Source organism: Cellulomonas sp. EB106-03-03-XG116, assembly GCF_058792015.1.
In genome coordinates, this window is record NZ_JBYTEP010000002.1 from 1 (window position 1) to 14,616 (window position 14,616).

General features: G+C 75.0%; 11 protein-coding genes. 4 read left to right on the forward strand and 7 right to left on the reverse strand.

The features are described 5' to 3' along the window. The 4 genes from AC3WUG_RS00935 to AC3WUG_RS00950 form a co-directional block, all read right to left on the reverse strand. The coding region (locus tag AC3WUG_RS00935; RefSeq protein ID WP_492325916.1) for a protein kinase family protein at positions 1–1,159 on the reverse strand (1,159 nt) is incomplete at its 3' end. A gap of 143 nt (positions 1,160–1,302) precedes the next feature. Further along, entirely contained in the window at positions 1,303–3,015 is a 1,713-nt protein-coding gene (murJ, locus tag AC3WUG_RS00940; RefSeq protein ID WP_492325917.1) for a murein biosynthesis integral membrane protein MurJ, read from the reverse strand. Then, positions 3,012–5,336: a DUF6049 family protein gene (locus AC3WUG_RS00945; RefSeq protein WP_492325918.1), complete on the reverse strand. Its 2,325-nt coding sequence runs from the start codon at positions 5,334–5,336 to the stop codon at positions 3,012–3,014. The genes murJ and AC3WUG_RS00945 overlap by 4 nt, the downstream gene beginning before the upstream one ends. Beyond that, on the reverse strand, positions 5,333–5,881 hold the full coding sequence (locus AC3WUG_RS00950) for an NUDIX hydrolase (protein ID WP_217615978.1): 549 nt from the start codon (positions 5,879–5,881) through the stop codon (positions 5,333–5,335). Before AC3WUG_RS00950 ends, AC3WUG_RS00945 begins: the two co-directional genes overlap by 4 nt. A 251-nt stretch (positions 5,882–6,132) precedes the next feature. On the opposite strand from AC3WUG_RS00950, the gene AC3WUG_RS00955 reads away from it, so the two are divergent. Next, positions 6,133–7,572 (forward strand): CCA tRNA nucleotidyltransferase, encoded by a 1,440-nt coding sequence (locus AC3WUG_RS00955; RefSeq protein ID WP_492326082.1) that lies wholly within the window; start codon positions 6,133–6,135, stop codon positions 7,570–7,572. A 46-nt stretch (positions 7,573–7,618) separates the two neighbouring features. Here the strand turns inward: AC3WUG_RS00955 and AC3WUG_RS00960 are convergent, their stop codons facing one another. Further along, positions 7,619–8,914, reverse strand: coding sequence for an MFS transporter (locus AC3WUG_RS00960; protein WP_492325919.1), 1,296 nt, complete (start codon positions 8,912–8,914; stop codon positions 7,619–7,621). A gap of 60 nt (positions 8,915–8,974) precedes the next feature. Between AC3WUG_RS00960 and AC3WUG_RS00965 the strand changes: the two genes are divergently transcribed. Next, positions 8,975–9,451: a hypothetical protein gene (locus tag AC3WUG_RS00965; protein ID WP_492325920.1), complete on the forward strand. Its 477-nt coding sequence runs from the start codon at positions 8,975–8,977 to the stop codon at positions 9,449–9,451. A gap of 154 nt (positions 9,452–9,605) precedes the next feature. Here the strand turns inward: AC3WUG_RS00965 and AC3WUG_RS00970 are convergent, their stop codons facing one another. After that, positions 9,606–10,700: an inositol-3-phosphate synthase gene (locus tag AC3WUG_RS00970; protein ID WP_492325921.1), complete on the reverse strand. Its 1,095-nt coding sequence runs from the start codon at positions 10,698–10,700 to the stop codon at positions 9,606–9,608. Beyond that, a complete protein-coding gene (locus AC3WUG_RS00975; protein ID WP_217615975.1) occupies positions 10,697–11,353 on the reverse strand; it encodes a PadR family transcriptional regulator in 657 nt (218 codons plus the stop codon). Before AC3WUG_RS00975 ends, AC3WUG_RS00970 begins: the two co-directional genes overlap by 4 nt. Positions 11,354–11,695: 342 nt before the next feature. Here AC3WUG_RS00975 and AC3WUG_RS00980 point away from each other — a divergent pair, with 342 nt between their 5' ends. Both AC3WUG_RS00980 and rpsF read left to right on the forward strand, forming a co-directional pair. Then, positions 11,696–14,068 carry a transglycosylase domain-containing protein gene (locus tag AC3WUG_RS00980; protein ID WP_492325922.1) on the forward strand — a complete coding sequence of 791 codons (2,373 nt, stop codon included), beginning with the start codon at positions 11,696–11,698 and terminating at the stop codon, positions 14,066–14,068. Positions 14,069–14,255: 187 nt separating this feature from the next. Further along, positions 14,256–14,549 (forward strand): 30S ribosomal protein S6, encoded by a 294-nt coding sequence (gene rpsF, locus AC3WUG_RS00985; protein ID WP_147795064.1) that lies wholly within the window; start codon positions 14,256–14,258, stop codon positions 14,547–14,549. Positions 14,550–14,616: the final 67 nt, after the last annotated feature.

Here is a 14,616-nt window from a genome sequence, read left to right on the forward strand (position 1 = left end):
CACCCGCACCGGCCTGCCCGGCGGTCCCGGCGGCGGCACCGGCACCGGCCCCGGTCGCGGTACCCGCCCCGGCCCCGGCGCCGGCCGAGGCCGCCGCCCCGCCCTGCGCCGGCGTCGTCGTGTCGTCCGCTGCGCGCTTCTGGTCGTCGGTCATCGGGCTGCTTCCCGTCGGAGGTGCGGTGGTGGTGCCGGAGCCGGTCCCGGTCGCGGCGGCCGACCCGGCGGGCGACTGCCCGGGGAGGGCGGGCCAGCGGCCGGCGTCGGCGGCACGGAAGATCTCGTCGGCGCGGACGGCGCGCCAGGGCTCGAGCTCGCGGACGAGCTCGCCCGGGCTGTGCGGCCCGTCGTCGTGCGGGCCGAGCGTGACGGCGCAGAGCGTGTCGAGGTCGGCGGGCACGTCCGGCACCAGGTCGACGGGCGGGAGCGGCGCGCCGTCGTGCTCGGGCGCGAGCGGGAGGCCGGCGTCGAGCTCGACGGCGTCGCGCGCGGGCCCGGTGCTGCCGGCGGACCACTCGGCGAAGCTCGGCAGGGCGCCGGTCCCCGCGGCCGTCACGGCGGGCCACCGACCGGTGAGGGCGGCGTAGAGCACGCGCACCAGGCCGACCGCGTCGGCGCGGCTCATCGCGTGCGCGGTGCCGCCGGACGCGCCGACCAGCTCCCCGTCGACCGCGAGCCCCTCGAGCACCACGCGGCCGCCCGCGGTCAGCACGACGGCGTCGGGGCGGAGCGCCAGGTGGTGCACGCCGCGGCGGCGCGCGGCCTCGAGCGCGGCGGCGACCTCGCCGACCACGGCGCGTGCCTGGTCGGCGGGCAGCGGGGCCCGGCCGGCGAGCGACGCGAGGCTGCGCCCCTCCACGGCGGCGGTCACGACGTAGCCGGTGCCCTCGGTCTGGCCGACGTCGAGGATCCGGGCGAGGCGGGGCTCGACGACGAGCGCGGCGCGCCGGGCGGCGTCCAGGACCGCTGCGGTCCGCGCGCCGGACACGAGCGTCACGGTCACGGGGCGCGCGAGGATCTGGTCCGTCGCGGTCCAGCGCTCGGCGGAGGGCAGGTCGGTGGGCCGGCGCTCGTCCAGCCGGTACCGGCCGGCGACGGTGCCGCCGAGCCGGCCGAGCGCGGGGGCGTCGGGGCGTCCGGGGTCACCGGGGCGGGCCTGCACCACTCGTCCTCCGTCCGGTCGTCGGTGTGCGTCGAGCCCGGCCGGGTGGGGCCGAGGCTCCCCGTCATGCTAGACGGGCAGGCGGGTCCCGCGTCCGACGCGCGGCCGCCCGCGCACCGTCCCGTGGGGGTGCGCCCGGCGGCTCACGCGCGCCCGAGCCGCCGCAGCAGCGGGGCGGCGAGGGTCCGCAGCTCGCGCACGCGGAGCAGGAGCAGGACGCCGACGTACACGCCCGACATGACCGCGGCGCCGAGCACGCAGGCCAGCACCGCGCGGCCCCAGGTGTCGACCGGGCCGAGCAGGGCGAGCAGGCCCAGGCCCGCGCCCGCGGCGAGCACCGCGCCGACCCCCGCCTTGAGGTGCAGCGCCAGCACCCGCCGCCCGTCGAACCCGCCCAGCCGCCGGTGGACGGACACGAGCGCCACGGCCGCGCCGACCGCGTAGGACACCGCCATCGAGAAGCACGCCGCGGCGACCCAGTACCGGTCGTCGAGCGTGGCCCGCCCGAGCTCGGTGCCCCCGACGACCACCACGGCCATGAGCACCTGGACCGGCACCATCGACCGGGCGTCCTCGTAGGCGTAGTACACCCGCTGGCACAGCGACCAGATCCCGAACGCCACCAGGCCGAGGACCAGCGCCACGACCGTCGTCGCGAGCGCGTGCACCTCGCCGTCCGGCGAGTCCGGGAACAGCGCGCGCCCCAGCGGGAACGCCAGCACCGCGATCCCGGTGGTCGCCAGCACCGTGAACACGCCGACCGTGCGCAGGCCGAGCGACAGGTCCGCCCGGACCGCCGCGGTGTCGCCCGCTGCGGCGCGGCCGGACAGCCGGGTGAACAGCGCGGTCGCGAGCGACACGGTCACCAGGGAGTGCGGCAGCATGAAGATGAGGAACGCCCGGTCGTAGACCGCGTTGCCCGCCGCGCCCTCGGTCGCGACGGAGCTCGCGACGACGCTGATCCGCCAGACGCCGACCTGACCGATCAGCAGCCCGAGGAACGTCCAGGTGGCGACCCGCCCCGCGCTGCCCAGGCCGGACCCGCGCAGGCCCCACCGCGGGCGGTACCGGAACCCGCTGCGGTACAGCGGGACGAGGAGCACCAGCGCCTGCACGACGATGCCCAGGGTGGCGGCGCCGCCGAGCAGCGCGGTCTGGCCGGCGGTCCAGGAGCCGGCGTCGGCGCCGTCGCTGTTCCGCCCGAACACCTGCGCGAGCACGAGCAGCCCGGCGATGAACACGACGTTGTTGACGACCGGCGCCCACATGTACGGGCCGAAGGAGCCGCGGGCGTTGAGCACCTGGCCGAGCAGCGAGTAGAGCCCGTAGAAGAACACCTGCGGGATGCACCAGAACGCGAGCGCGGTCGCGACGCGGGTGACCTCGGGGTCCGGGAACGAGGAGTAGAACGCCACGAACAGGGGCGCGGCCGCGGTGAGCACGACGGTGAGCCCGCCGAGCAGCACGATGCCGACCGTGAGCAGGCGGTCGACGTACTGCTGCCCGTCGGCGCGCTGGTAGGCGCGGACCACCTGCGGGACCAGCACCGCGTTGAGCACGCCGCCGGCGATCAGCAGGTAGAGCGTGTTCGGCAGCTTGTTCGCGACCGAGAACGCGTTCGCGATGTGGCCGGTGACGCCGATCGCCCAGCCGAGCAGGGCGGTGTTGACGACGCCGAGCACGCGGGAGGCCGCCGTGCCCGACGCCATGATCAGCGAGGACCGGCCGAGGCCCGGCGTGCGGACGGCGGTGCCGGCCGGGGCGCCGGTGCCGGCGTCCGTGCCGCCGCCGGCCGTCGCGCTGGCCGCGGTGCCGTCCGGGTCACCGGCGACCGGGCCGGTGGCGGGGGAGGTCATGGCTGGTCCTGTCCTTCGGGGGGCGCGCCGGCGGGGCGGTCGGCGGGCGTGTGCTGGGGGGCGGGTGCGGTCGCCGAGCCGGCGGACGGTGGCGTCGCGTCGCGGTCGGCCGCCGCGTCCCGCACCACCCGGGCCCCGCGCCGCGAGGTCTGGCCGCGGCGCACGGTGCGCCAGATGCCGAAGGCGAGCGCCAGGGCGAGCAGCACGCCGACGACGATGCCTCCGACGCTCTCGATGGTCGGGGCGACCCGCGCGGAGAACTGCTGCGGCGTCGTGAGCTGGCGGCCGGTCTCGGACACCAGCGACACGTCGACGGTCACGTCGCAGTTGGCGCTGGCGCGCAGCGTCATCGTCACGGTGGTGTCGGCGTTCGGCGCGACCTCGGTGACCGGGGACCGCGCGGTGTCGAGGCACGCCTTCTGCGGGCGGAGCTCGACCCGGACGCGCGCGGCCTGGTCGAGGTCGTTGCGCACCGCGACGCTGATCTGCGCGGAGCTGGAGATGACCGTGAACTGCTCGTTGAGCAGCACGTCGAGCCCGGACTGCCGCTGCTGCGACTCCGCGATCGCGTCGTTGATGGCGGCGGCGCGGCCGTCGGGGTCGTCGCGCCAGGCCACCGCGAGCGGGGACACGAGGTCGGCGTCGAGGCCGCGGAGCAGGGCGGCCGGGTCGGGGACGACCGCGGCGAACTCGCCCGCGGACCGCCACTGCGCCGCCAGCGCGTTGACCCACGCCGGGGTCAGCTCGGTGTCGGTGCGCTGGGACTCCGGCAGCGCGGCGCGCTCGGCCTCGTCCCCGTCCGCGCGGCCCGCCGCGTGCGCGGTGAGCATCTCGGCGACGGTGGCCGTCTCGACCCACGGGGCGGACCCGAGCGCCGCGAGCTGCGCCTGGGTGACCGCGGCCGCGGGCTGCCAGTCGCGCGGCGTCGTCGCGAGGACGTAGGTGCTGCGCGCGTCGTCGGACCGGGCGAGCACGGCGGTCTCCGCGAGCACGCGCTGGGCGGCGGTCGCGGGGGTGACGCCCGGCTGGGACGTCGCCGGGTCGGACAGCAGGTCGGAGAGCGTCGGGTCCGGGACCAGGGCCGTCACGGAGCCGCCGGTGGTGTCCACCGTGGTGGGCGAGCTCGGCGCCTCGGACCCGCGCGCGGGCATGGCGTCGGGGCCGACGACCAGGGGCGTGCCGGGGTCGGACTGCGCCGCGCGGGCCGCCGTGACCTGGTCCGGGACGTCGTCCGCGGTCCACAGCACCGGCTCGGCGTCGGCCCAGAGGTCGGCCCCGGACGTCGACGCCACCCCGCGGGCGAGGGCCAGCAGGTCGGCGGCGCCGTCGGCCGTGCCGGCGTGCGCCACCGCGGCGAGGTCGGGGTCCGCCCACGGCAGCCGCAGGACCTCGCGGTCCGCGGCCGCGGCGGTCAGCGCCGTGAGCCACGCCTGGTCCGACCGGCTGCCGGCCGCCGCGCCGTCGACCAGCGCCGGGTCGACCGCCCAGGACACGTACGGGTGGTCGGCCGTGGCCTGCAGCAGCTTGCTGAGCCGGCCGCCCGCGGCGGTGAGGGCGGTGAGGCGGTCGTCGGTGCCCGCCGCGTCCGCGCCCTGCTCGGCGGCGTCGCCCGCGGACGGCGTCGGTGAGGGGCTCGGGCCGGGGACGGCCGCCGCGTCGTCGTCGCCGGCGTCGTCCGCCGCGTCGTCGACCGACGGGTCGGTGGCGGGCCCGACCACGGCGGACAGCACGCCGACGTGCGCGCTGGGCAGCTCGTCCGCGGAGTCCCACAGCAGGTAGCTGCGGTCCAGTCCGACGCGGCTGCGCCCGTCGCCGACGTCGAGCGTGAGGCCGCGCGGGCCCCAGGCGTCCTCGGTGCGGAGCAGGCCGATGCTCTCGGCGGGCACCGTCACCTGCACCGTCGTGGTGGCGCCGGGCTCGAGCGGGGCGTCGAGCGTGGTCGAGGCGGCGACGTCGCCGATCGGGCTGGAGTCGCCGGCGTCGGCCCAGGCGGCGACCTGCTCCCGCGTCGACATCCGGTAGCGGTAGATGCGCACCGACGCGCGCGGCTGCTCCACCACCTCGTCGCCGTCGTTGCGCAGCGTGGCGGTCACCGTCAGGTCGTCGCCCGGTGCGAGCACCTGGGGCGCGACGGCGGTGATCGCGACGGACAGCGGCAGGTCGTCCGTCGAGGGGGCGGCGGGTGCGGGCGCACCGGCGGGGGTGGTCGCGGGGACCCCGGCCGACCCGAGCGCGGGCGCGCCGGACAGCGCGACCACGCAGGCGGCCAGGACCGCCGCCGTGACCGCTCGTGCGCGCCCCGCCGTGCCGCGCAGCCTCATGCCTCGCCGACGAGGACCACGTGCGCGGCCTCGGCCAGTCGTCGCTCGTTGGGGTAGGCCAGGCGCCCGGGCAGGTCCACCACCGGTACCCACGCCACGTCCTCCGCCTCGCCGTCCGGGTCGCCCTCGACGGTCAGCTCGCCGCCGACCGCCCCGAGGAGATAGTGGTGCACCATCTTGTGCACGCGGCGGTCGTCCCCGGTGAACCAGTAGTCGATGACGCCGAGCCGGCGCACGATGCGGCCGACGATGCCCGTCTCCTCGGCGATCTCGCGGACCGCGGCCTGCTCCGGGGTCTCCTCGCCCTCGAGGTGCCCCTTCGGCAGGCACCACTCGAGCCGGCCGGCCCGGTTGCGGCGCGCGATGACGGCGGCGACGTGCAGGCCGGCGTCGAGGCGCACCACGAGGCCGCCCGCGGAGGTCTCCTCGACGACGGGCAGGTGCGGGTGCCGGGTGCGCGTCGACCGGGGGTCGATCCGGAGCGCGTGACCGCCCGGCGGCGCGGGGACGCCCTGCGGGGGCAGGGCGCGCGCGTGCTCAGGCATGCAGGCCACTGTAACGACTCCGTCACGGCCGCCGGACGGACTCGGCGTGGAGGACCTGTGCGCGCCGACCGGCGGCGGGGCGCTCGGGGACCCCCGCGGCGGCGGGCCGCAGCCCGGATCTGGCAGGCTTGGGCGTCGTGCCGTCCGACGACCTGAGCCCCCGCACCGCGCCCGACCCCACCCCGGCCGCGGGGCCCGGTGCCGCCCCGGCGGGCACGGGCACCTCCGTCGACGCCGACGCGCTGCTCGCGCTGCAGAAGCGCGCGCTCGGCGTGATCGCGGGCCTCGCGCCGGCGGCGCTGGAGCTCGGCGACCTCTTCCAGGCGGCGGGGCACGAGCTCGCCCTGGTGGGCGGCCCGGTGCGGGACGCGTTCCTCGGCCGGCCGAGCGCCGACCTCGACTTCACGACGTCCGCGACCCCCGACGAGACGGAGCGGATCCTCGCGGCGTGGGGCGACGCGCACTGGGACATCGGGCGGGCGTTCGGCACCATCGGCGCGCGGCGGCACGGGCGCCGTGGCGCGGAGGACGTGGTGGTCGAGGTGACCACCTACCGCACCGACGCGTACGACCCGTCCTCCCGGAAGCCGGAGGTCGCGTTCGGGGACTCGCTCGAGGGCGACCTGTCCCGCCGCGACTTCACCGTGAACTCCATGGCGATCCGGCTGCCGGACCTGACCTTCGTCGACCCGTACGACGGCCTGCGCGACCTCGCCCGCGGGGTGCTGCGGACGCCGGTCGACCCGCGGCAGTCGTTCGACGACGACCCGCTGCGCATGCTGCGGGCCGCGCGGTTCGCCGCCCAGCTCGGGTTCCACGTGGAACCGGCGACGCTCGCGGCCGCGACGGACATGGCGGACCGGCTCGCGATCGTCTCGGCCGAGCGGGTCCGCGACGAGCTCGTCAAGCTGCTGATGTCCCGGCAGCCGCGGCCCGGCCTGCGCGTGCTCGTGGACACCGGACTCGCCCAGCACGTGCTCCCCGAGCTGCCGGCCCTGCGGCTCGAGATCGACGAGCACCACCGGCACAAGGACGTGTACGAGCACTCGCTCACCGTCCTCGACAAGGCGATCGCGCTGGAGACCGGCCCCGACGGCCCGGTGCCGGGCCCGGACCTCGTGCTGCGCCTCGCGGCGCTGCTGCACGACATCGGCAAGCCCGCGACGCGCCGGTTCGAGTCCGGCGGCGGGGTCTCGTTCCACCACCACGAGGTCGTCGGCGCCAAGCTCGTCGCCAAGCGGCTGCGGGCGCTGCACTTCGACAAGGCGACCGTCCAGGCGGTCGCCCGGCTGACCGAGCTGCACCTGCGGTTCCACGGGTACGGCGAGGGCGCGTGGACGGACTCGGCGGTGCGCCGCTACGTGACCGACGCCGGACCGCTCCTGGAGCGGCTGCACCGGCTGACCCGGTCCGACTGCACCACGCGGAACGTGCGCAAGGCGCGCCGGCTCTCCGCGGCGTACGACGACCTCGAGGAGCGGATCGCCCGGCTGGCCGAGGAGGAGGAGCTCGCGGCCATCCGGCCGGACCTCGACGGCACGCAGATCATGGCGGTGCTCGGCATCGGGCCCGGCCGCGAGGTCGGCGAGGCGTACAAGCACCTGCTCGAGCTGCGGATGGAGCACGGCCCGCTGGGGGAGGAGCGCGCGCGCGCCGAGCTCGAGTCGTGGTGGGCGGCCCGGCAGGCCTGACCGCCCGGCCGGGCAGGCCCGACCGGGCACGCTGTCAGGCACGCGGTCAGGCGGTGACCGGGACCTCGGCGGGCTCCGTGGCGCGGGTGCGGTAGAGCACGGCCGTCGCGAGGTAGGCGACCGCGATCAGCGCGAACACCCCGCGCGACCAGCCGGTGTCCGGCAGCGCGACCGCGGCCAGCGCCGCCGCGCCGACGAACGCCGCGTTGTACAGGACGTCGTACAGCGCGAACGCCCGCCCGCGGAACGCGTCGGCGGTGTCCCGCTGGACGATCGTGTCGACGGCGATCTTCGCGCCCTGCGCGGCGAGCCCGAGCACGAAGGAGCCGGCCAGCACCGCGGGGTAGGCCACCGTGATCGCGAGCAGCGCCTGGGTCGCCGCGGCGAGGACCAGGCAGATCGAGATCCAGCCCTGCGGGCCGACGAGCGGCGACACGATCGGCGTCGCCACGATGGCCATCGCGAAGCCGACCCCGGTCACCGCCGCCACGGTGCTGAACGTGATCAGCCCGGCGCGGGCGTCGGCGGGGTCGGACAGCAGGTTGCGCGAGATGAGCAGGCTCGCGATGAAGACCGCGCCGTAGAGGAAGCGGTGCACCGCCATCACGCCGAGCGCCCGCGCGGGCGTGCCGCGCCGGACCAGGTAGCGGGCGCCGCCGACCAGCCCGCGCGCGAGGGTGCCGAGCGCACGGCGCACCTCGGACGCGTCGGCCCGGGCGTCCGGACCCAGCAGGTCCCGGCCGAGCCGGGTCGCGACGAGCGACGCGGTCGTCATCAGCACCGCGGCCGCGACCAGCGACGCGACGTCGCGGGTGGTGCCCGACGGCAGGACGAGGCCGAGCAGGAACCCGATGCCCCAGCCGACGCCGGACGACACCGTGCCGAGCGTCGGGGTGATCGAGTTCGCGGTGAGCAGCAGCGGCCCGGCCACGACCCGCGGCTGGGACGCCGACAGCGCCGACAGCAGGAACCGGTTGACCGACAGCGTCACGAGCGCGAGGACGTACACCGCGGGCCCGACCCCGGCCGTGGCCATCACCAGCGCGGTCAGCAGCGTCAGCCCGGCGCGCACCAGGTTGCCGACCAGCAGCACCTGCCGCCGGCGCCAGCGGTCGAGCAGCACGCCGGCCCACGGGCCGACCACGGTGAACGGCAGCAGCAGGACCGCGAACGCGGCCGCGACGCCGGTCGCGGTGGTGGCGTTCTCCGGGGAGAAGAAGAACAGCGTGGCCAGCCCCGCCTGGAACAGGCCGTCGGAGCACTGGCTGACCAGGCGGACCGTGAGCAGCCGCCGGAAGTCCACCAGGGGCCAGAGCTGCTTCAGATCGGAGACCACCTGCACCGGGCCAGGCTATCCGGGCCGCCGCCTAGACTCGGCGGACCCCCGGAACCGAGGAGACGCATGACCACCGAGCCGCAGGACGCGCCCGCGCTGCCCGAGGGCTGGCACCTCATCCCGCCGCAGACGCTCGGCACGCCGGGCATCGCCTTCGCCGCCGCGCACGAGACCCCCGACGCGGGCTTCACCGCCAACGTCACGGTCGGCGTGCAGCGCTCCGCCGACCCCGGCCTGGCGCTCGAGCTCGGCGCGGAGGCGGTCGCCGCGATCGAGGCCACCGAGCGGGACGTCGCCCTGGCCCGTCGCGAGCAGACCGGCGACTTCGCGGTCGCGCAGCAGGTGCACTTCACGACGACCGTCGACGGCGTCGCGGTGCCGATGACGCAGGTGCAGGAGTTCGTCGCCGTCCCCGGTGCCGACGGCGCGCCCGCGACCGTGTGGACCGTGTCGGCCACCGCGACCCGGGCGCAGGCCGAGGCGCTCGCGGACGGGCTCGCGGAGCTGCTCGACCAGCTGCGGGCGGAGATCGCCGGGGCCTGAGGCACGCGAAGGGCCCGGCACCGTGGTGGTGCCGGGCCCTTCGTCGTGGTCGCCCCGGAAGCAGCGCGCCGTTCTCCTGGTCGCGCTGATCCTGCGTTCCGCTACGGGTGGGTCACTCGCTGCGCTCGCGACCCACCCTCCGCTGCACTTCGGATCAGCGCTCGATCTCGCCGCGGATGAACTTCTCCACGAGCTCCCGGCCGTGCTGGTCCTCGTGCTGGACCGGCGGGGACTTCATGAAGTACGTCGACGCCGACAGGATCGGGCCGCCGATGCCGCGGTCCTTGGCGATCTTCGCGGCGCGGACGGCGTCGATGATGATGCCGGCCGAGTTCGGGGAGTCCCAGACCTCGAGCTTGTACTCGAGGTTCAGGGGCACCTCGCCGAACGCGCGACCCTCGAGGCGGACGTACGCCCACTTGCGGTCGTCGAGCCAGGCGACGTAGTCCGACGGGCCGATGTGGACGTTGCGGTCGTCCTTCTTGCCGGCCAGCGGGCCGTCCTCGAGGTTCGAGGTGACGGCCTGCGTCTTCGAGATCTTCTTGGACTCCAGGCGCTCGCGCTCGAGCATGTTCTTGAAGTCCATGTTGCCGCCGACGTTCAGCTGGTACGTGCGGTCCAGGACGACGCCGCGGTCCTCGAACAGGCGGGCGAGCACGCGGTGCGTGATGGTCGCGCCGACCTGGGACTTGATGTCGTCGCCGACGATCGGCACGCCGGCCGCCTCGAACTTCGCCGCCCACTCGGGGTCGGAGGCGATGAACACCGGCAGCGCGTTGACGAACGCCACGCCCGCGTCGATGCAGGCCTGCGCGTAGAACTTGTCGGCCTCCTCGGAGCCCACCGGCAGGTAGGAGACGAGGACGTCGACCTTCGCGTCCTTGAGCGCCTGGACGACGTCGACCGGCTCCGCGTCGGACTCCTCGATCGTCATCGCGTAGTACTTGCCGACGCCGTCGAGGGTCGGGCCGCGCTGGACGGTCACGCCGAGCGGCGGGACGTCGGCGATCTTGATGGTGTTGTTCTCCGACGCGACGATCGCCTCGGACAGGTCGAAGCCGACCTTCTTGGCGTCGACGTCGAACGCCAGCACGAACTCCAGGTCGGAGACGTGGTAGTCGCCGAACTGCACGTGCATGAGGCCCGGCACCTTGGTGCTCGGGTCGGCGTCGGCGTAGTAGTGCACGCCCTGGACAAGCGACGAGGCGCAGTTGCCCACGCCGGCGATCGCAACGCGGATGGCGGTCATCCTCGCTCCTTCTGAGGGGTTGGTGCCGCGACGATGGAGTCATCCTCGACAGCGTTCGTGCGGGCGTCGGCCGGCCGGCCGACGCCGCGGGGACGGGCGCCGCGGTTGCTGCGCTCGTGGTCGATGAGGTCGTCGAGCCAGCGCACCTCGCGCTCGACCTGCTCGAGCCCGTGACGCTGCAGCTCGAGGGTGTACTCGTCCATGCGGACGCGGGTGCGGGACACGGAGTCCTTGATCAGCTCCAGGCGCTCGGTCATCCGGGTGCGCCGGCCCTCGAGGATCCGCAGCCGGGTCTCGGCGTCGGTCTGCCCGAAGAACGCGAACCGGAACCCGAAGTTCTCGTCCTCCCACGCGGCCGGGCCGGAGGAGGCCAGCACGTGCTGGAACTGCTCCTTGCCCTCCGCGGTGAGCTGGTAGACGATCCGGGCCCGCTTGCCGGCCAGCCCGTGCGCGGGGGCCTGCTGCGGGTCGGAGCCCGCGATGAGGCCGCGCGCCACCAGCGACTTGAGCGCGGGGTACAGCGACCCGTAGGACAGCGCGCGGAACGAGCCGAGCAGCAGGTTCAGCCGCTTCCGCAGCTCGTACCCGTGCATCGGGGAGTCGTGCAGCAGGCCGAGGATGGCCGACTCGAGCACGTCGGAACGTCCGCGCACCGTGGCCTCCTCTCCCGCTCTCCGCACGTCGATGTATCGAACTGATACATCGGGGAGGGTAGGACGAAGCGGGTGATCCGGGCAACACCCCGGGCTCGACCGGCGTGGCGGAGCCCGCGTCGGCGGTTCGGCGCGCAGGTCACGTGCCCGGCGGCCGCGCGGCTGCCAGGATGCTCATCGGGCCGGGAAGCCGGGCGGGGGGCCTCGTGGCGATCGTGTGCAGGTCGCCGGGAGGGGTCGTCCGCCCGCGGGCGGCGCACGGCCGCTCGCGCATACTGATCCGGGCCCGGACGGCTCCCTGCCGCCGGCCCTCCCCCCAGCAGTCCACAGGAAGGCAGTGCCGTGGCAGGCTCGAACCGACGGTCCGCGGCGTCCGCCGCACGCGGTACCGCCGCGTCCGGCGGACGGCGGCGGTTCATCGACTACCCCCGTCGGGGCTACCGCGGTCTGCACCGCTGGCTGCCGTCGTGGCGGTTCGTCGTCGGCTCCGTCATCGGCTTCGTCTTCCTGTGCCTCGGGCTCGGCGTCGCGGCGTACGCGCTCACCGACGTGCCGGCGCCGGACGAGTTCGTCGAGGCGCAGAAGTCGACCGTGCTCTACGCCGACGGGTCGCCGATGGGCACGTTCCCGGGCCCGAACCGCACCATCGTCGACTACGAGTCGCTGCCCGAGTTCATGGGCCAGGCCGTGGTGTCGGCCGAGGACCGCACGTTCTTCGAGAACCAGGGCATCTCCGTCACCGGCATGGCCCGGGCGTTCATCAACAACGTCCGCGGCGGCGCGACGCAGGGCGGGTCGACCCTCACCCAGCAGTACGTGGAGCGGTACTACGTCGGCCAGACCACGACGGGCTACGTCGGCAAGGCCAAGGAGGCGCTGCTCGCGATCAAGATCGCGCAGTCGGAGACCAAGGAGCAGATCCTCGGGCGCTACCTCAACACGATCTACTTCGGCCGGGACGCGTACGGCGTCGAGGCCGCGTCCCAGGCCTACTTCGGGCACCCGTCGGCGCAGCTGACCGTCGCCGAGGCCGCACTGCTCGCCGGGGTCATCCCGTCGCCGAACAACTGGGACCCCGCGGTCAGCCCGGAGAAGGCGCAGCAGCGCTGGGACTACGTCCTCGACGGCATGGTCCGCGACGGCTACCTGACGCAGGCCGACCGGGACGCGCAGACGTTCCCCGCGGTCGTCGACTTCCAGCGCAACGAGACCTACGGCGGCACCACCGGCTACCTGCTGCAGTACGTGAAGCGGGAGCTCACCGCCACCGGCTCGATCAGCGACGAGATGATCAGCTCGGGCGGCCTGACGATCACGACGACCATCGACCCCGCGGTGCAGGGGAACGCGGAGGCCGCCGTGCAGAGCATGCGCGAGGGCGGCCTGTCCGACGGCGAGCTGCCGCCCGAGGCGCTGAAGGTGGGCACGGTCTCGATCGACCCGGCCACCGGGGGCATCGTGTCGATGTACGGCGGGTCCGACTTCCTCGCCGACCAGATCGACCGGGCCAGCCGCGACCGCATCCAGGGTGGCTCGACCTTCAAGCCGTTCACCCTCATCGCCGCCCTCGAGAACGGCATCCCGCTCAGCAAGCGGTACTCGGGCGTCTCGCCCCAGACGTTCGACGCGTGGGGCCCGGAGCCGGTCAACAACTTCGGCGGGCAGGATTTCGGTCGCATCGACCTGGTCAAGGCGACCGAGCAGTCGGTGAACACCGTCTACGCGCAGCTCAACCTCGAGGTCGGGCCCGAGAAGACCGCGGACGTCGCGGGTCGGGCCGGCGTCACGTCGCCGGTGAGCTCGGTGCCGTCGAACGTGCTCGGCGCCGACATCGTCTCCCCGCTGGAGATGGCGTCCGCCTACGCGACGATCGCGGCGCAGGGCGTCTACCACAAGCCGTTCATGGTGGCCCAGGCCGTGTACCCGGACGGCGACGTCGCCTACGCCGGCCAGACCCAGCCGGTGCAGACCTTCGACGCCGGGGTCATGGCCGACACGACGTACGCGATGACCCAGGTCGTCGAGAAGGGGTCCGGCGAGCGCTACATCAGCCCGCTCGGCCGGCCGATCGCCGGCAAGACCGGCACGTCCTCGGACAACAGGTCGGCCTGGTTCGTCGGGTTCACCCCGCAGATCGCGACCGCGGTCGGCCTCAGCCAGGTCGGCGAGAACGGCAAGGACCAGGTCACCATCACCCCGTGGGGCGGGGTGAAGGAGGTCACCGGGTCGACCTACCCGGCCGAGCTCTGGGCCTCGTACATGAAGCCGGTCTTCGAGCTGCCGCAGTACGCCGCGGTCGTCGACTTCCCGCCGCGGGCGAACGTCAACGCGGCCGCCGTGCCGTCCTCCGAGCCGACCACGCCCGCGCCCGTCGAGACGCAGGCGCCCGAGCCCGAGCAGCCGACGACCGTCGCGGTGCCGTCCGGCCTCACCGGGCAGCTGTCCGGCGACGCGCAGGCCGCGCTCCAGAACGCCGGGCTCGTCCCGTCGGTCGCGGAGGAGTTCAACGCCGCGGCAGCCGGCACGGTCCTGGGCGTCAGCCCGGGCGAGGGGTCGCAGGTGGCCCCGGGGTCGACGGTGACGCTCCGGGTCTCGAAGGGCCCCGAGCCGCAGCCGCAGCCGCAGCCGACCCAGCAGCCCACCGAGGGCGCGGGGCAGGGCGGCAACAACGGCCAGGCCGGCGGCAACGCCGTGAACCCGAACCCCAACGGCTGAGCGGGACCCGAGGACCCGCACCGTCCACCCGGACGCGCGGCCCCGAGGGGTCGCGCGACCGGGTAGACTGGTGTGCTGCTGTGCCCGCCCGCACCGTCGCCATCGACACCACGGGCCGGGGGCAGCGACGCAACGACACCCTCCTGCCACGGAACGACCGTGGCCGCCGAGACCAGAGGAGGTGGGTATGAGCCTGCGTCAGTACGAGATCATGATCATCCTCGACCCCAGCATCGACGAGCGCACCGTCGCCCCGTCGCTCGACAAGTACCTGTCGGTCGTCAAGACCGACGGTGGCTCCGTCGACAACGTGGACATCTGGGGCCGTCGCCGCCTGGCGTACGACATCAAGAAGAAGTCCGAGGGCATCTACGCCGTCGTCGACTTCTCCTCGACGTCGGACACCGCCAAGGAGCTGGACCGTCAGCTGGGCCTGAACGAGGTCGTCCTGCGCACGAAGGTCCTCCGCAAGGAGTCCTGACGCGTCAGACCGCGCGCGTACCGTGCGGGACACCCCTTCGACGAGCATCGACGAGAACGAGGAGCTG

Bases quoted from the DNA above. Each gene is read 5' to 3' on its own strand.
- AC3WUG_RS00945 (WP_492325918.1), bottom strand. From the start codon at position 5,336: ATGAGGCTGCGCGGCACGGCGGGGCGCGCACGAGCGGTCACGGCGGCG.
- AC3WUG_RS00950 (WP_217615978.1), bottom strand. From the start codon at position 5,881: ATGCCTGAGCACGCGCGCGCCCTGCCCCCGCAGGGCGTCCCCGCGCCG.
- AC3WUG_RS00970 (WP_492325921.1), bottom strand. From the start codon at position 10,700: ATGACCGCCATCCGCGTTGCGATCGCCGGCGTGGGCAACTGCGCCTCG.
- AC3WUG_RS00965 (WP_492325920.1), top strand. From the start codon at position 8,975: ATGACCACCGAGCCGCAGGACGCGCCCGCGCTGCCCGAGGGCTGGCAC.
- rpsF (WP_147795064.1), top strand. From the start codon at position 14,256: ATGAGCCTGCGTCAGTACGAGATCATGATCATCCTCGACCCCAGCATC.
- murJ (WP_492325917.1), bottom strand. From the start codon at position 3,015: ATGACCTCCCCCGCCACCGGCCCGGTCGCCGGTGACCCGGACGGCACC.